The organism is Streptomyces sp. NPDC090741, assembly GCF_044769045.1.
Classification (GTDB): domain Bacteria; phylum Actinomycetota; class Actinomycetes; order Streptomycetales; family Streptomycetaceae; genus Streptomyces.
On the sequence record NZ_JBIVXF010000004.1, the window covers coordinates 427,884 to 443,400 of the forward strand.

At 71.1% G+C, this 15,517-nt stretch carries 16 protein-coding genes and 1 riboswitch; of the genes, 8 read left to right on the forward strand and 8 right to left on the reverse strand.

The genetic code is table 11. From position 1 onward, the window contains the following. Positions 1 to 18 precede the first annotated feature (18 nt). The gene (locus tag ACIQU4_RS14095) at positions 19 to 1,626 is read left to right on the forward strand and encodes a serine/threonine-protein kinase (RefSeq protein ID WP_403729271.1); all 1,608 of its coding nucleotides are present in this window, start codon (positions 19 to 21) and stop codon (positions 1,624 to 1,626) included. Between the two features lie 22 nt (positions 1,627 to 1,648). Here the strand turns inward: ACIQU4_RS14095 and ACIQU4_RS14100 are convergent, their stop codons facing one another. After that, positions 1,649 to 2,248 (reverse strand): phosphoribosylanthranilate isomerase, encoded by a 600-nt coding sequence (locus tag ACIQU4_RS14100; RefSeq protein ID WP_403729274.1) that lies wholly within the window; start codon positions 2,246 to 2,248, stop codon positions 1,649 to 1,651. Between the two features lie 111 nt (positions 2,249 to 2,359). Here ACIQU4_RS14100 and ACIQU4_RS14105 point away from each other — a divergent pair, with 111 nt between their 5' ends. From ACIQU4_RS14105 to ACIQU4_RS14115, 3 genes are read left to right on the forward strand one after another with little or no spacing between them, the layout of a single operon-like run. After that, complete coding sequence (locus tag ACIQU4_RS14105; RefSeq protein WP_403729276.1) at positions 2,360 to 2,728, forward strand: type II toxin-antitoxin system RelE/ParE family toxin; 369 nt, start codon at positions 2,360 to 2,362, stop codon at positions 2,726 to 2,728. Then, positions 2,725 to 3,060 (forward strand): helix-turn-helix domain-containing protein, encoded by a 336-nt coding sequence (locus tag ACIQU4_RS14110; RefSeq protein WP_403729278.1) that lies wholly within the window; start codon positions 2,725 to 2,727, stop codon positions 3,058 to 3,060. The genes ACIQU4_RS14105 and ACIQU4_RS14110 overlap by 4 nt, the downstream gene beginning before the upstream one ends. Positions 3,061 to 3,069: 9 nt before the next feature. Next, positions 3,070 to 3,456, forward strand: a complete 387-nt coding sequence (locus tag ACIQU4_RS14115; protein WP_403729281.1) for a hypothetical protein — start codon at positions 3,070 to 3,072, stop codon at positions 3,454 to 3,456. An 81-nt stretch (positions 3,457 to 3,537) separates the two neighbouring features. Here ACIQU4_RS14115 and groL read toward each other — a convergent pair whose 3' ends face one another. The 4 genes from groL to thrC form a co-directional block, all read right to left on the reverse strand. Further along, positions 3,538 to 5,160, reverse strand: coding sequence for a chaperonin GroEL (gene groL / locus ACIQU4_RS14120; protein ID WP_403729283.1), 1,623 nt, complete (start codon positions 5,158 to 5,160; stop codon positions 3,538 to 3,540). Between the two features lie 345 nt (positions 5,161 to 5,505). Continuing rightward, positions 5,506 to 5,709 (reverse strand): cold-shock protein, encoded by a 204-nt coding sequence (locus tag ACIQU4_RS14125; RefSeq protein ID WP_005315736.1) that lies wholly within the window; start codon positions 5,707 to 5,709, stop codon positions 5,506 to 5,508. Positions 5,710 to 6,092: 383 nt separating this feature from the next. Beyond that, a complete protein-coding gene (locus ACIQU4_RS14130; protein ID WP_403729286.1) occupies positions 6,093 to 6,371 on the reverse strand; it encodes a MoaD/ThiS family protein in 279 nt (92 codons plus the stop codon). A gap of 40 nt (positions 6,372 to 6,411) precedes the next feature. Continuing rightward, positions 6,412 to 7,686, reverse strand: a complete 1,275-nt coding sequence (thrC, locus tag ACIQU4_RS14135) for a threonine synthase (protein WP_403729289.1) — start codon at positions 7,684 to 7,686, stop codon at positions 6,412 to 6,414. Between the two features lie 17 nt (positions 7,687 to 7,703). Further along, positions 7,704 to 7,853, reverse strand: a riboswitch (SAM riboswitch). 196 nt (positions 7,854 to 8,049) lie between these two features. On the opposite strand from thrC, the gene ACIQU4_RS14140 reads away from it, so the two are divergent. Beyond that, a complete protein-coding gene (locus ACIQU4_RS14140) occupies positions 8,050 to 9,000 on the forward strand; it encodes a glucosyl-3-phosphoglycerate synthase (protein ID WP_403729291.1) in 951 nt (316 codons plus the stop codon). Positions 9,001 to 9,045: 45 nt separating this feature from the next. Further along, positions 9,046 to 10,497 (forward strand): trehalose-6-phosphate synthase, encoded by a 1,452-nt coding sequence (locus ACIQU4_RS14145; protein WP_403729293.1) that lies wholly within the window; start codon positions 9,046 to 9,048, stop codon positions 10,495 to 10,497. 43 nt (positions 10,498 to 10,540) lie between these two features. Here ACIQU4_RS14145 and otsB read toward each other — a convergent pair whose 3' ends face one another. The 3 genes from otsB to ACIQU4_RS14160 form a co-directional block, all read right to left on the reverse strand. Next, complete coding sequence (gene otsB, locus ACIQU4_RS14150) at positions 10,541 to 11,389, reverse strand: trehalose-phosphatase (protein ID WP_403729294.1); 849 nt, start codon at positions 11,387 to 11,389, stop codon at positions 10,541 to 10,543. A gap of 78 nt (positions 11,390 to 11,467) precedes the next feature. Then, on the reverse strand, positions 11,468 to 11,704 hold the full coding sequence (locus tag ACIQU4_RS14155; RefSeq protein ID WP_385588825.1) for a DUF3263 domain-containing protein: 237 nt from the start codon (positions 11,702 to 11,704) through the stop codon (positions 11,468 to 11,470). Between the two features lie 131 nt (positions 11,705 to 11,835). Further along, positions 11,836 to 13,137, reverse strand: a complete 1,302-nt coding sequence (locus ACIQU4_RS14160; protein ID WP_403729297.1) for an extracellular solute-binding protein — start codon at positions 13,135 to 13,137, stop codon at positions 11,836 to 11,838. A 199-nt stretch (positions 13,138 to 13,336) separates the two neighbouring features. Here ACIQU4_RS14160 and ACIQU4_RS14165 point away from each other — a divergent pair, with 199 nt between their 5' ends. Continuing rightward, positions 13,337 to 14,269, forward strand: a complete 933-nt coding sequence (locus tag ACIQU4_RS14165; protein ID WP_403729635.1) for an ROK family protein — start codon at positions 13,337 to 13,339, stop codon at positions 14,267 to 14,269. Beyond that, entirely contained in the window at positions 14,269 to 15,420 is a 1,152-nt protein-coding gene (gene nagA, locus ACIQU4_RS14170) for an N-acetylglucosamine-6-phosphate deacetylase (protein WP_403729300.1), read from the forward strand. Before ACIQU4_RS14165 ends, nagA begins: the two co-directional genes overlap by 1 nt. The last annotated feature ends 97 nt before the right edge of the window (positions 15,421 to 15,517 follow it).

Here is a 15,517-nt window from a genome sequence, read left to right on the forward strand (position 1 = left end):
GGAGTCGGGGGGAAGCCGATGAACAGCGCGACCGAGGTGTTCCAGCCCCTGCGGGAGGACGATCCGCAGACCGTTGCCGGCTACCGCCTCGCGGCCCGGCTCGGTGCGGGCGGCATGGGCCGGGTCTACCTGTCGCACACCCGGGGCGGCCGCCCCGTGGCGATCAAGGTGGTGCGGCCGGAGCTGGCCGAGGACCCGGCGTTCCGACGGCGGTTCCGCCGGGAGGTGGAGGCGGCCCGGCGGGTCCGGGGTGCGTACACCGCCGAGCTGATCGACGCCGACGCGGACGGAACGCCGCCCTGGCTGGCCACCGTGTACGTGCCGGGGCCCTCGCTGTCGGAGGCCGTGGCCCGGCGCGGACCGCTGCCGGTGCCCGCGGTGCTGTGGCTGGTGGCCGGGGTGGCCGAGGCCTTGGAGGTCATCCACGGTGCGGGGATCGTGCACCGCGATCTGAAGCCGTCGAACGTACTGCTGGCCGCCGACGGGCCCCGGGTCATCGATTTCGGCATCTCGCTGGCGTCCGGTACCACCTCGCCCACCGCCACGGGCAGCGCCATCGGCACGCCCCAGTACATGGCGCCCGAGCAGGCGCTGGCAGGCGAGACGACGGCGGCCACCGATGTCTTCGCGCTGGGCCAGACGGCGGCGTTCGCCGCGCTGGGCGAGCCCTTGTACGGAGACGGCCCCTCCGTCAGCGTGCTGTTCCGGATCGTGCACTCCGACCCCGACCTGTCCCGGCTGCCGGAGTCGCTGCGCCCGCTGATCGCCCGGTGTCTGGCAGCCGATCCGGACGATCGCGCCACCCCGGCGGAGATCGTGGCGTGGTGCAGGCAGCGGCTGGGCAAAGACGCGGACGCGGGCGGCGGTCCGGCCGTCTGGCGGGAGGTGGCGGGGCCGGAGCCGGAGGTCCCGGCCCCGGTACCGCACCCCACCCCGGTCCACACACGGGCCCTGGACCCGCAGCCGCCGCAGCCGTCCCCGATGGCCTGGCAGCCGCCGATGACGACGCCGCTCACGCCGCAGGAGCGGCGGGGGCGCAGGCGGCGTACCGCTCTGATCGTCACCGCGGCGGTGACGGCGTCGGCAGCCCTGCTGACAGGGCTGGCCTGGACGGTCATGGACGCGGCGGACCGGGTACGCGAACGGAGCGCGGCCGCGGCCACGTCCCCCGGCCCGGCGAGCGGCGGCAAGGCCACCGGAGCCGGTGGAGCCGCATCGAGTACGCCCAAGGCCTCCAAGCCGCCCGCGCCCGTCCCCTACCCCCAGGTCTGGCTGGACGAGAAGAACTCGATCGGCATCACGGACCCGGTCAAACGGCAGGACCGTACGGGGGACATCCGCCTGGACTGCGAGAAGAAGAGCTGTGAGCTGGTGAGCGACACGAGCGTGCTCGTCCAGCTGTACGCCGACCCCGGCACCGGCAACCTCGACACGTGCGGCCTCCTCACGAAGGCCTCCACCCAGCACACGCTCCCGCTGGCCGCAGCGGCGCCCGGCACCGAGATCTGTGTCCGGCACCCCTCGGGAGACATCGCGCTGCTCGTGATCCAGATCAAGTCGGTCGTACGGCTGAACGGCCTGCCCGACTGGATCAGCGCGGACATGACGCTCTGGCGCGCGGCCTGACGGCGGCCCACCCGCCGGGAGATCAGCCCCGGGCGGCCTCGATGAAGGCGCGGATCAGGTCGGGGTCCTTCACCCCGCGCTCCCGCTCCACCCCGCTGGAGACGTCCACGCCCCAGGCGCCGGTGGTTTCCACGGCCTCCCGGACGTTCCCCGGGGTCAGCCCGCCGGCCAGCAGCCAGCGGCCCTCGGGGGCGGTGAACTCCGCCGAGCCCCAGTTCCACGGCTTGCCGGAGCCGGGGTCCGGGGCGTCGAGCAGCAGCAGGTCCTCCCCGTACTCCCCGCAGCGCTTCACGTGCTCGGCGGTGGCCCGCAGCAGGGTCCGGCCCTCGGCGCGCAGCGCCTCGTAGTACTCCGGGCCCTCGTCCCCGTGCAGCTGCACTCCCCGTACGCCGCTCTCCCCGGCCAGCCGCCGCACCTCCTCGACCGGCTGCCCCCGGAACACCCCGACGGTCAGCACCGAGTCCGGTACCCGCGCCGCGAGCTCCCGCGCCTCGGCGGCGCCGATCGTACGGGGGCTCCCCGGCGCGAAGACGAACCCGACGGCATCGGCCCCGGCCGCCACGGCCACGTCGACGTCCGGCCCGGTCTTCAGACCACAGATCTTCACGAACAGCTCGCTCATCCCCCCAGTCAACCAAAGCCCCGCGTCAATGGTGAAGGACCGTCTCATTCGAAGGGGTCAGGTGTCCGCACGGTACGTATCATGTCGTCAACGACATAATACGGTCGCCGCATGTATGCGATCGAGGTGGAGCCGGAGGTGCGAACCTGGCTCGAACTACTGCCGATCAGGCAGTACCGAAAGGTCGAGGAGTACGCGGACCTGCTGAGCGTCCACGGAGTCCTCACCCCCATGCCTTTCGCCCGTCCGCTCAGAGACGGGGTCTACGAGCTGCGGCCCACGCTGGACGGTGTTGCCACGCGCATCACCTACTGGTTCGCTCCGGGCCGCAGGATCGTGCTCCTCACCGTCTTCCGCAAGACGCGGATGCACGAGTCGAGCGAAGTCAGCCGGGCAGTGGCCGCCCGTATCGTGTGCGAAAGGGAGCACGGCCCGGCCCGCACGACGTACATCCGCGGCGAGGAAGGGGACGCGTCATGAACCACGCCCGCTGGAAGCTGGCCCGTGAGAAGAAGGCCACGACCGAGTACACCGAGCCCGCCGAGGTCGAGGCCGAGAGGGCCGAGATCCGCCTGGCCATGGCCTTCGCCAAGGCCGTGTACGACCGGCGCAAGGCGTTGGGGCTGTCCCAGGCCCAGCTGGCCGAGCGAGCCGGGCTCACCCAGGCGAAGATCTCCCGCGTGGAAGGCGCCGACGCCGTACCCACGCTCCCCCTTCTGCGCCGCCTCGCGCACGCCTTGGACGCCTCTCTGAACATCGCCCTGGGCGAGGACCACGAAGAGGTCACCTTCGTCGCACGACGAGTGGCATAGGCAAGGCACGTGCCGTTGAATGCGTTCGAGGACCTCCTGCGCACCGTCGAGGAGATGGACACACCGGACGGGTTCAAGGCCGAGCTCATCCGAGGGAAGATCATCGTTTCGCTCTGGCCCGAGCTGCGCTACTCCCGCCCCATGCGCGCGCTGCGCCTACAGCTGGAGTCCCACGCTCAGGACGGTCACATCGTGGAGACCGCACCCTTCCTCTTCCGGTTCTCGGCAGCGGAGCGCGCCTACGGGCCCGACCTCTTCGTGGCGGACGAATCGGCCTTCGAGGGCGAGGGCCGGCACGCGGACGGAGCGGCGCTGTCGCTGGTCGGGGAGTTCACGTCCGTCTGCAGATCCCCGAGCCCTTCGACTTCTCCCTCGGCACCACCGGCTTCCAGATGACGGGAAACGCCCGAGGGCGGCACCCCCCTGTACGGGGAGTGCCGCCCTCGGTCGAAGAACAGCCGATCAGCCAGGGGCCGATCAGAAGTCCATGTCACCGCCCGGCATGCCGCCGCCCGCGGGGGCACCGGCCTTCTCGGGCTTGTCGGCGATGACGGCCTCGGTGGTGAGGAAGAGGGCCGCGATCGACGCCGCGTTCTGCAGCGCGGAGCGGGTGACCTTCGCCGGGTCGATGATGCCCTCGGCGATCATGTCCACGTACTCGCCGGTCGCGGCGTTCAGGCCCCAGCCGACGGTCAGGTTGCGGACCTTCTCCACGACGACGCCACCCTCGAGACCACCGTTGACGGCGATCTGCTTGAGCGGGGCCTCCAGGGCGAGCTTCACGGCGTTGGCGCCGGTCGCCTCGTCACCCGACAGGTCGAGCTTCTCGAAGACCGAGGAAGCCTGGAGCAGGGCCACGCCACCACCGGCGACGATGCCCTCCTCGACGGCCGCCTTCGCGTTGCGAACGGCGTCCTCGATGCGGTGCTTGCGCTCCTTGAGCTCCACCTCGGTCGCGGCGCCGGCCTTGATGACGGCCACGCCGCCGGCCAGCTTCGCGAGGCGCTCCTGGAGCTTCTCGCGGTCGTAGTCCGAGTCGGAGTTCTCGATCTCGGCGCGGATCTGGTTGACGCGACCCTGAACCTGGTCGCTGTCGCCCGAACCGTCGACGATCGTGGTCTCGTCCTTGGTGATGACGACCTTGCGGGCGCGGCCGAGCAGGTCCAGGCCCGCGTTCTCGAGCTTGAGGCCGACCTCCTCGGAGACGACCGTGCCGCCCGTGAGGATGGCGATGTCGCCGAGCATGGCCTTGCGGCGGTCACCGAAGCCCGGGGCCTTGACGGCGACGGAGCGGAAGGTGCCGCGGATCTTGTTGACGACCAGGGTCGACAGGGCCTCGCCCTCGACGTCCTCGGCGATGATCAGCAGCGGCTTGCCGGACTGCATGACCTTCTCAAGGAGCGGCAGCAGGTCCTTGACCGAGCCGATCTTCGAGTTGACGATCAGGATGTACGGGTCGTCGAGCGACGCCTCCATACGCTCCATGTCGGTGGCGAAGTACGCCGAGATGTAGCCCTTGTCGAAGCGCATGCCCTCGGTGAGCTCAAGCTCCAGACCGAAGGTCTGGGACTCCTCGACGGTGATGACGCCTTCCTTGCCGACCTTGTCCATGGCCTCGGCGATGAGCTCGCCGATCTGGGTGTCGGCGGCGGAGATGGAGGCCGTGGAAGCGATCTGCTCCTTGGTCTCGACATCCTTGGCCTGCGCCAGCAGGGCGGCGGAGACGGCCTCGACGGCCTTCTCGATGCCGCGCTTGAGGGCCATCGGGTTGGCGCCGGCGGCCACGTTGCGCAGGCCCTCGCGGACGAGCGCCTGGGCGAGCACGGTGGCGGTGGTCGTACCGTCGCCCGCGACGTCGTCCGTCTTCTTGGCGACTTCCTTGACCAGCTCGGCGCCGATCTTCTCGTACGGGTCCTCGAGCTCGATCTCCTTGGCGATGGAGACACCATCGTTGGTGATCGTGGGGGCGCCCCACTTCTTCTCAAGGACGACGTTGCGACCCTTGGGGCCAAGGGTGACCTTGACGGCGTCGGCGAGCTGGTTCATCCCGCGCTCGAGACCGCGCCGGGCCTCCTCGTCGAACGCAATGATCTTGGCCATCTGAAGTGGTCCTCCAGGACTGGGGTTCCCCCTGCACGTCGGTACGAGGGGAGGGTTGGATTGCTCCGGACCGCGCCCGCGCCCGCGACGGACGGCCTGCGTGCCCGGCGGTTCCTTCCCGCCGGACCGTGCGGGCCTCACCGACCCGGTCCTGTGTAGTAGCACTCTCACCAGGAGAGTGCTAACGCCAATGATTAGCACTCGACCCCTCCGAGTGCAAGCGGCTTCGGGCGCACGGCCCGGCCGCCGCCCGGCGCGGAGGCCGGACATGCGTCGAGGGTCCACATCCCTCCTCCAGGATGTGGACCCTCGTACGTAATGCGTCGCTGGTCGATCGCGCCGGGGCTAGACGGCGAGCTTGACCATGTCCGCCTGCGGACCCTTCTGGCCCTGCGAGATCTCGAACTCGACCCGCTGACCCTCTTCAAGGGTGCGGTACCCGTCCATCTGGATGGCGCTGTAGTGGACGAACACATCCGCACCACCGTCGACCGCGATGAAGCCGTAGCCCTTCTCCGCGTTGAACCACTTGACGGTGCCCTGAGCCATGCCTAACTCCCCTATTACTGGCCCTTGCGCAGGACCGCACTTCGCGGTCCCGGGTCAGAACTTGCGCCGGAACGCCTCGACCGGGGCTGAATGTATCCGCACCGCTGCTGTCTGCAACAGGTCAATCCGACGAGAATTCTGGACACGGGGATACATTGAAATAGAGTGAAAAGTTGGCATATTCCCGGGCAACTCGGACCCGGCATATCTCGCCAAAGCCCCATACCGCACTTGCACATTGACTCAATGTCAACCATCACGCGACCCGCTCATATGCGGCGGGCAAGAACGGCGGAGGGGACTTCCCCAACTCTACCGCGCCCAACCAAGCAGAATTACCCCCTCCGCTTTTACCGGAGGGGGTAATTCTGGGCTTTCGCGTGTTAGCAGCCGCCGGCGACGGCGGGAATGATCGAGACGCCCGCGCCGTCCGGCGTCACCGCGTCCAGACCGCCCTCGAAGCGCACGTCGTCGTCGTTGACGTAGACGTTCACGAAGCGGCGCAGCTTGCCCTGGTCGTCCAGGACGCGGGCGGCGATGCCCGGGTGGCTCACTTCCAGGGAGGCGATGACCTCGGAGAGGGTCGCGCCCTCGGCGGAGACCTCGGCCTGGCCGCCGGTGTAGGTGCGCAGGATGGTGGGGATGCGGACGTTGACGCTCATGGCGCTACCGCCTTTCCGGGTGCGAGGGGGAGATCGGGGATCAGGCCAGGCCGGCGGCGCGGAACGCGTCCAGGCTCGGGCGGATGGTGGCGGTCTGCCCGCTGTCCGCAGCCACCGCCTCCAGGGTCTTGAGGCCGTCACCGGTGTTGAGGACCACCGTGGTCAGCGCCGGGTCGAGCTGCCCGTTCTCGATGAGCTTCTTGGTCACGCCGACGGTCACGCCGCCCGCGGTCTCGGCGAAGATGCCCTCGGTCTGCGCGAGGATCTTGATGGCCTCGACGACCTGCTCGTCGGTGACGTCCTCGACGTAGCCGCCCGTACGGCGGGCGATGTCCAGGACGTACGGGCCGTCGGCCGGGTTGCCGATGGCGAGCGACTTGGCGATGGTGTTCGGCTTCTGCGGGCGGACCACGTCGTGGCCGGCCTTGAAGGCGGTGGAGACCGGGGAGCAGCCCTCGGCCTGCGCGCCGAAGATCTTGTACGGCTTGTCCTCGACGAGCCCGAGCTTGATCAGCTCCTGCAGACCCTTGTCGATCTTCGTCAGCTGCGAGCCGGACGCGATCGGGATCACGATCTGGTCGGGCAGCTGCCAGCCGAGCTGCTCGCAGATCTCGTACGCCAGGGTCTTGGAGCCCTCGCCGTAGTACGGACGCAGGTTGACGTTGACGAAGCCCCAGCCCTCGCCGAGCGGGTCGCCGATGAGCTCGGAGCAGAAGCGGTTGACGTCGTCGTAGTTGCCCTCGATGCCGATGAGGTCGCCGCCGTACACACCGGCCATGACGACCTTGCCCTGCTCCAGGTCGTGCGGGATGAACACGCAGGAGCGGAAGCCGGCCCGGGCGGCCGCGGCGCCGACGGCGCCGGCCAGGTTGCCGGTGGAGGAGCAGGACAGGGTGGTGAATCCGAAGGCGCGGGCGGCCTCGACGGCGATGGCCACGACGCGGTCCTTGAAGGAGTGCGTCGGGTTGCCGGAGTCGTCCTTGACGTACAGCTTGCCCGTGACGCCGAGCTCCTTGGCCAGGTTGGCCGCGTCCACGAGCTTGGTGAAGCCGGGGTTCAGGCTGGGCTTGGAGGCCACGTCCGCGGGGACGGGCAGCAGCGGGGCGTAGCGCCAGATGTTGTTCGGGCCGGCCTCGATCGCGGCGCGCAGCGCCTCGGGGTCTGCGGTGGGAAGGTCGTAGGCGACTTCCAGCGGACCGAAGCACTCGACGCAGGCGAAGATGGGTCCGAGTTCGAATCGGGTACCGCACTCACGACACGAGAGGCCGGTGGCAGGTCCGAGATCGACAGAGGTGGCAACAGTCTGTGCAGCCATGATGGCGAGGCCCTTTCTCCTCATCTTCCCCATGGCGCACTTCGCCATGAGACGGAATTGGCACCTTCCCTAGCCGGGGACCTCGCTGCCGCAAGCAAGCGCGAGAACCGACTGGAGGGTTGCCGGGGCTTCAACGGGCCGTGTCCCTCTGCCCCTCTGGATGAGCGGTATGGCACCGGGCCGCGCGCTCTGCGGCGCGTCCGGGCGTTTGTACGCGGGGACCCCCGGCATGCGGTGGTCCTTCGCGTTGTTCAAGACTGTAACTGAAGGTCCGGGCGGTTGAGACAGCCGTCCGAACCGCGAGATGGATCACTTTTCGGCCGAAACCGCCGAGGAGCGAGCGACGACCAGGGAGTGCTGAACGTGCTGGAAGAGGTGGAGCGCTGGTTCGCGGACCGCTCCTGGTCCGCGGCCGACCGACCGCTCGACCAGCTGCTTTCCGCCAAGCGGGCGGCGGGCACCACGGTCAGCGTCGTCCTGCCCGCGCTCGACGAGGAGGAGACGGTCGGCGCGATCGTCGAGGTGATCCGGCGCGATCTGATCGACGGGCTTCCGCTGCCGCTGGTCGACGAACTGGTCGTGATCGACTCGGGCTCCACCGACCGGACCGCCGAGGTGGCCGCCAAGGCCGGCGCCCGGGTGGTGCACCGCGACGACATCCTGCCGCGGATCCCGGCCGTGCACGGCAAGGGCGAGGTGCTGTGGCGCTCGCTGCTGGCGACCACCGGGGACGTCGTCTGCTTCGTGGACGCGGACCTGCGGGACTTCTCCTCCGCCTTCGTGTCCGGAACCGTGGGCCCGCTGCTGACCGAGCCCGACGTGCAGTTCGTCAAGGCGATGTACGACCGCCCGCTCGGGGACGCTCCGGGCCAGGGCGGCCGGGTCACCGAGCTGGTCGCCCGTCCGCTCCTCAATCTCCACTGGCCGCAGCTGGCCGGCTTCGTCCAGCCGCTGGGCGGCGAGTACGCCGTGCGCCGGGCCCTGCTGGAACGTTTGCCCTTCCCCGTCGGGTACGGGGTCGAGCTCGGCCTGCTGGTGGACGCGCTGCACACCGTCGGACTGGACGCGCTGGCCCAGGTGGACGTGGGCGTACGGCTCCACCGCCATCAGGACGGCCGGGCGCTGGGCCGCATGGCCGCGGCGATCTACCGGACGGCGCAGCTGCGGCTCTCGCGCGGGCATCTCGTACGGCCGGAGCTGACGCAGTTCGAGCGCGGCCCGGAGGGGTTCACGCCGCGCACGTACGCCGTGGACACCGAGGAGCGGCCGCCGATGGCCGGGGTCAAGGAGTACTCCGGTCGCCGGGTGGCGTGAGGGAACTGACGTTTGAGCGGGCGGGCCCCGGGCTAGGTTCGCCGCATGGCTTCCCAGGTACTCGTTGCAGCGAACCGCGGCCCGCTCTCCTACGCACTCGACGACGACGGCACCCTCACGGCCCGGCGCGGCGGGGGCGGACTCGTCTCCGGCCTCTCCGCCGCCCTCGCCCGCCAGCCGGAGGCGCTGTGGATCTGCGCGGCGCTGTCGGACGCGGACCGGGAGGCGGTCCGCCGGTGCGTTTCCGAGCCCGGCGTCCGGATGCTGGACATCGATCCCACGACGTACGACGACGCGTACAACGGCATCGCGAACTCGGTGCTGTGGTTCACCCACCACCACCTGTACGACATCCCGCGCGAGCCGGTCTTCGACGCGCGGTTCCGGCGGCAGTGGCAGTCGTACGCCGCGTACAACCACGCCTTCGCGCTGGCGCTGGCCGAGGAGGCGGGCGAGGGCGCGGCGGTGCTCGTGCAGGACTACCACCTGGCGCTGGTCCCGGGTGAGCTGCGGGAGCTGCGGCCCGACCTGAAGATCAGCCACTTCACGCACACCCCGTGGGCCTCGCCGGAGTTCCTGGAGATGCTCCCCGACGACATCCGCTCGCAGCTGGTGTGGGGGATGCTCGGAGCGGACATCGTGGGCTTCCACACCTGGGCGTGGGCGGACAGCTTCATGGCCGGCGCACACCTGGACGACGAGCGGGGCGTGGCCGAGCCGTGCTCCCCGCCGGGGACGGGTGAGCGGTTCGTCGAGAAGGTCCCGCGCGGCCCGGTGCGGCACCGGCGCACGGACGTGGCCGTGTACCCGCTGGGCGTGGACGGGGACGAGCTGCGGGCGCTGGCGCACCGGCCGGAGGTGAACGACAAGCTGGCGGCGCTGCGGGCGGAGGCCGGGGACCGCAAGACGATCGTCCGGGTGGACCGGACGGAGCTGTCGAAGAACATCATTCGGGGGCTGCTGGCCTACCGGGAGCTGCTGACGGTGCACCCCGAGTGGCGCGGGCGGGTGGTGCACCTGGCGTCGGCGTACCCGTCCCGGCAGGACCTGGCGGTGTACCGGTCCTACACGGAGGCGGTACGGGAGCTGGCGGAGCGGATCAACGAGGAGTTCGGTACGGAGGACTGGCAGCCGGTGCTGGTGTCGGTGCAGGACGACTTCGCCCGCTCCCTGGCGGCGTACCGGCTGGCGGACGTGGCGCTGGTCAACCCGGTACGGGACGGGATGAACCTGGTGGCGAAGGAGATCCCGGTGGTGTCGGACGCGGGGTGCGCCCTCGTGCTGTCGACGGGTGCGGGGGCGTACGGGGAGCTCCGCGAGGACGCGCTGACGGTGAACCCGTACGACGTGACGGCGACGGCCGAGGCCCTGCACGCGGCGCTGGCCATGCCGGCGGGTGAGCGGCTTGAGCGCACGAAGCGCCTGGCCGCCGCCGCCACGGCCCTCCCCCCGACGGACTGGTTCACGGCCCAGCTGGACGCCCTGCGCGAGGCGTGACCGCCGCCGCGGTGCGGGGCCCTGAAGGCCCCGCGGGGCCCCGTCAGCCGCGGATGGCCTCGGCCAGGACGGCCAGGAAGTCCGCCACCGCGCCGGGGCCCGGCAGGACCAGGTCCGCCCGGGCGGCGAGCTCCGGGACCTCGGCGGAGCCGCTGCACACCAGCAGCCCGGGCAGACCGTCGGCCCGGCGCTTCTCCACCGCGGAGTACGCGGCGAGGTCGCCGAGGTCGTCGCCCGCGTACAGGACCGCCTCCGCGCCCCGTTCCGCCACGAACTCCGACAGGGCGACACCCTTGTCCATGCCCGGCGGACGCAGCTCCAGGACCGCCCGGCCCGGCTCCACCATGAGCCCGTGGCGGGCGGCCAGTTCGGCCAGGGGTTCGCGCAGCGCCGCGAAGGCCGCCGCCGGGTCGTCCGCGCGCCGGGTGTGGACGGCCAGCGCCCGGCCCTTCTCCTCGATCCAGGTACCGCGCCAGGCGCCGATGGAGTCCAGGAACCCGGGCAGCTCGGCCCGTACGGCGGCGACTCCCGGGTGCTCGGCCGGCGCGTGGACGATGCCGGTCACCGCGTCCCAGCGCTCGGCGCCGTAGTGGCCGAGGACGACGAGGTGCTCCAGCCCGGGGACACCGGCGAAGCCCCCGTAGCGGACGGCGACACCGGCCGGCCGGCCGGTGATCACGGCCACCGAGTCGACCTCGGGGGCGAGTGCGGAGAGGGCCGGGACGGCCCTGGGGTGGGCCCGGGCCTGGTCCGGGTCGGGGACGATCTCGGCGAGGGTGCCGTCGAAGTCGAGTGCGACGACGGAACGGCGGGGTGCGCGGAGCAGGGCTTCGAGGCCCTCGCGTCCGGCAGCGGTGACGGGCATCGGCAAGTCGTGCGGATGGCTCCCCATACGGACGACCCTAACGGCCCCGCCGGGTCACGGCTACGGCGCGCGAGGGCCTGGCGAAGGCCTGGGGGTGACCGTCCCTCAGCGCCGGGCCCGCTGGGCCTCGCGGATGCGGCGGAGCCGGTTGACGGTGCCGGGGGCGTGGGCCAGCGCCCGCGGGTCGTCCATCAGCACGTTGAGCAGCTGGTAGTAGCGGACCGGGGTGAGCCCCAGCCCTTCCCGTATCGCCCGCTCCTTGGCCCCGGGCCCGGGCCAGGTGCGTCCCTCGTACGCGAGCACCGCGGCCTCGGTGGCCGTCAGCCCCACGTCGTCCGTCATACCGCCAGATTAACGCCGCCCTGTGACACCCACCCGGCCCACACCCACCCGGCCCACGCCCCTCGGGCCACACCGCTCGGGCCACGCCCCTCGGCCCACGCCGCTCGGACCACGCCCCTCGGCGCCCGCCCTCAGTGCGCGTCCGCCCTGCGCGCCGACTCCGCGATGTCCTCCAGGACCTTCGCCGGCTGCCCTCCCGGCTGCACGCTCTTGCCGATGTTCTGCTTGACGTCCTCGCTCACCCCGGCCCAGGACTTCTTGCCGACCGGGTAGAGCCGCGCGTTCGGCAGCGCCTGCAGGAACGTCTTCAGCTGCGTGGCCGAGCCGCCCGTACTGGCGTCCATCGCCCGGTAGCCGGTCGTCGTGACCGGCAGCAGGTCGTACTTGTTGGTGAAGGCCGTCACGTTCTTCGCCTCGTACAGGTAGTCCAGGAACTTCCCGGACTCCTTGCGGTGGCCGTTCTTGAAGGCCATCACCCAGTCCGCGACGCCCATCGCCGGGTGGTCGGTCCCGTCGGCGGTCGGCATGGCCACCATGCCGAATTTCACGCCCTTCTCCGCCGCCTGCTTCAGCAGCGTGGGGTGACCGTTGAGCATGCCGACCTCGCCCCGCGTGAAGGCGTCGAACGCCGCCTGCCGGTCGGTCTTCGCCGGTTCCAGCGGTCCGGTCAGCCCCTGGCCGACCATCTTGTCGCGCAGGAACTCGAACGTCTTGATGTTGTCCGCGGAGTCGATCGAGTAGGCCTCTTCGTTGTCGGTGTAGCCGCCACCGCCCGCGAGCATCCACATCATCGTCTCGGCCTGCGCCTCCTCGCGGCCCAGCGGCAGCGCGAGCGGCGTCGGCACGCCCGCGGCCTTGAGCTTCTTCGCGGCGGCCTCCAGGTCGGTCCAGCTCTTCGGCTGCCAGCCGCCCTTGGCGTCCTTCGGCATGACCCCGGCGTCCGTCAGCAGCTTCTCGTTGTAGAAGAGCAGGCGGGTGCTGGCCACGAAGGGCATCCCGTACTGGACCCGCCGGACCTTGCCGGCGTCCGCGAGCGGCGCCAGGAAGTCGGCCTCGGTGCTGACGGAGAGCAGCTCCTCCGCCGTGTAGAGCTTGCCGGCGGCCGCGTAGTCGGCGTAGGCGCCGATCTGCGCGATGTCGGGGGCCTTGCCGGCCTTGACCATCTCCGCGACCTTGGCGTCGACCTCGGACCAGGAGTAGACGCTGACCTCGACCTTGACGCCGGGGTGGTCCTTCTGGAAGCCGGCGGCGAGGTCCTTCCAGTAGCCCGCCGAGGAGTTCTGCGGATTGTCCCCGTAGTCGGCCGCCACGACCCGCAGGGTCACCTCGTTGTCACCCGTGAGACTCCCCACGGCTCCGCAGCCCGTCAGTGCCGCGGCGGTCAGGCTCAGCGCGGCGCCGGTCGCGGCCAGGCTCAGGTAACGGCCCTTCACAGTTCTCGATCCACCCCTTGTTGTACGTACGATCCACGTAAGGTCTACACCACTTTGGCGGCTCGTCCACATCCGGAACGCACGGTGTCCCGTTCGCGGCCCGACCAAGGTCTTCGATTTTGTATGGCCACTCAACAATCCCCTCCAATGGACTAGACCTTTCCCCGCCGAGCACGCGAGACTGTCACCTGTGAAACCCGTGAAACACGTCATCGCCCTCGATGTGGGCGGCACCGGGATGAAGGCCGCCCTCATCGCCGACGACGGCGCCCTGCTGCACGAAGCGCGCCGCGCCACCGGCCGCGACCGGGGCCCCGACGCCGTCGTCGAGACGATCCTGGAGTTCGCCGCCGAGCTTTCCGGGCTCGGCCGCGAGCGCTTCGGAGTACCCGCCAGCGCGGCCGGCGTCGCCGTCCCCGGCATCGTCGACGCCGAGAACGGGATCGCCGTCTACGCGGCGAACCTGGGCTGGCGCGACGTACCGATGCGCGAGCTGCTCAGCAGGCGGCTCGGCGGCATCCCGGTGGCCCTGGGCCACGACGTCCGCACGGGCGGACTCGCCGAAGGCCGCATCGGCGCCGGCCGGGGCGCCGACCGCTTCCTGTTCGTCCCCCTCGGCACCGGCATCGCCGGCGCCATCGGCATCGCCGGCCGCATCGAGGCCGGCGCCCACGGCTACGCCGGCGAGATCGGCCACATCGTGGTCCGCCCCGGCGGCCCCGCCTGCGGCTGCGGCCAGTACGGCTGCCTGGAGACCCTCGCCTCCGCATCCGCCGTCAGCCGCGCCTGGGCGGCCGCCTCCGGCGACCCGTCCGCGGACGCCGCGGACTGCGCCAAGGCCGTCGAGTCCGGCGACGCGCGCGCCCACGAGGTGTGGCTGGCCGCGGTCGGCGCCCTCGCCGACGGCCTGGTCACCGCGATCACCCTGCTGGACCCGCGCACGCTGATCATCGGTGGCGGGCTCGCCGAAGCGGGGGAAACCTTGTTCACACCACTACGGACGGCCGTCGAGGAGCGCGTGACGTTCCAGCGGCTGCCCGACATCGTTCCGGCGGCCCTCGGGGACACCGCCGGATGCCTGGGCGCAGGGCTGCTCGCCTGGGACCTACTCGCCACGGAGGTACCTGCCTGATGTCCGGAAGCGCACACAGCACCGTTCTCTCCGGCGCCAGGGTGGTCCTGCCCACCGGGACCGTGGCGGGCGGCCGCGTCATCGTCGACGGCGAGCGCATCTCCGGCAGCGCCGGCGAGGGCGCGCGGATCGTCGACCTGTCCGGACACTGGCTCGTCCCCGGCTTCGTGGACATGCACAACCACGGCGGAGGCGGCGCCTCCTTCACCTCCGGCACCGCCGAGGAGGTCCTCAAGGGCGTACGGACCCACCGCGAGCACGGCACCACCACGCTCGTCGCCTCCACCGTCACGGGCGACCTGGACGAACTGGCCCGCCGCGCCGGGCTGCTCGCCGAGCTGACGCAGGCGGGCGAGATCGCCGGCATCCACTTCGAGGGGCCGTTCATCAACCCCTGCCGCAAGGGCGCGCACAAGGAGGACCTGCTCCGCGACCCCGACCCGGCCGAGGTCCGCAAGCTGATCGACGCCGCGCACGGCGCCGCCCGGATGTTCACCCTCGCCACCGAGCTCCCGGGCGGGCTGGACTCCGTACGGCTGCTGGCCGAGCACGGGGTCATCGCCGCGATCGGCCACACCGACTCCACGTACGAGCAGACCCGCCAGGCCATCGACGCGGGCGCGACCGTGGCCACCCACCTCTACAACGCGATGCCCGGCATGGAGCACCGCGCCCCCGGCCCGATCGCCGCGCTGCTGGAGGACGAGCGGGTCACCGTCGAGCTGATCAACGACGGCACCCACCTGCACCCGGCGATGCTGGAGCTGGCTTTCCACCACGCGGGCGCGCACCGCGTGGCGCTGATCACCGACGCGATGGACGCGGCGGGCTTCGGCGACGGGATCTACCACCTGGGGCCGCTGGAGGTCGAGGTCAAGGAGGGCGTGGCCCGCCTCGTCGAGGGCGGTTCGATCGCCGGCTCCACGCTGACCCTGGACACCGCGTTCAAGCGGTCGGTGACCCTGGACAAGCTGCCCGTCGAGTCCGTGGTCCAGGCGATCTCGGCCAATCCCGCCAAGCTGATCGGCCTGTACGGCGAGGTCGGCTCGCTGGAGCCGGGCAAGTACGCCGACCTGGTCGTCCTGGACGCCGCGTTCGACGTCAAGGGCGTCATGCGGCGCGGCGAGTGGATCGTCGAGCCGCTGGTCTGAGGCGGGTGAGGCCGCTGGTCCGAGCGGGTGCGGAGGGAAACGGGCGGCCCGCGGGACTGGGCCGCCCGTACTGCTGTTTGGCATGATCCCGGCACAT

Coding starts and splice junctions, on each gene's coding strand:
- ACIQU4_RS14125 (WP_005315736.1), bottom strand. CDS start 5,709: ATGGCTCAGGGCACCGTCAAGTGGTTCAACGCGGAGAAGGGCTACGGC.
- ACIQU4_RS14110 (WP_403729278.1), top strand. CDS start 2,725: ATGAACCACGCCCGCTGGAAGCTGGCCCGTGAGAAGAAGGCCACGACC.
- ACIQU4_RS14145 (WP_403729293.1), top strand. CDS start 9,046: ATGGCTTCCCAGGTACTCGTTGCAGCGAACCGCGGCCCGCTCTCCTAC.
- thrC (WP_403729289.1), bottom strand. CDS start 7,686: ATGGCTGCACAGACTGTTGCCACCTCTGTCGATCTCGGACCTGCCACC.
- nagA (WP_403729300.1), top strand. CDS start 14,269: ATGTCCGGAAGCGCACACAGCACCGTTCTCTCCGGCGCCAGGGTGGTC.
- otsB (WP_403729294.1), bottom strand. CDS start 11,389: ATGGGGAGCCATCCGCACGACTTGCCGATGCCCGTCACCGCTGCCGGA.
- groL (WP_403729283.1), bottom strand. CDS start 5,160: ATGGCCAAGATCATTGCGTTCGACGAGGAGGCCCGGCGCGGTCTCGAG.
- ACIQU4_RS14130 (WP_403729286.1), bottom strand. CDS start 6,371: ATGAGCGTCAACGTCCGCATCCCCACCATCCTGCGCACCTACACCGGC.
- ACIQU4_RS14095 (WP_403729271.1), top strand. CDS start 19: ATGAACAGCGCGACCGAGGTGTTCCAGCCCCTGCGGGAGGACGATCCG.
- ACIQU4_RS14105 (WP_403729276.1), top strand. CDS start 2,360: ATGTATGCGATCGAGGTGGAGCCGGAGGTGCGAACCTGGCTCGAACTA.
- ACIQU4_RS14155 (WP_385588825.1), bottom strand. CDS start 11,704: ATGACGGACGACGTGGGGCTGACGGCCACCGAGGCCGCGGTGCTCGCG.
- ACIQU4_RS14100 (WP_403729274.1), bottom strand. CDS start 2,248: ATGAGCGAGCTGTTCGTGAAGATCTGTGGTCTGAAGACCGGGCCGGAC.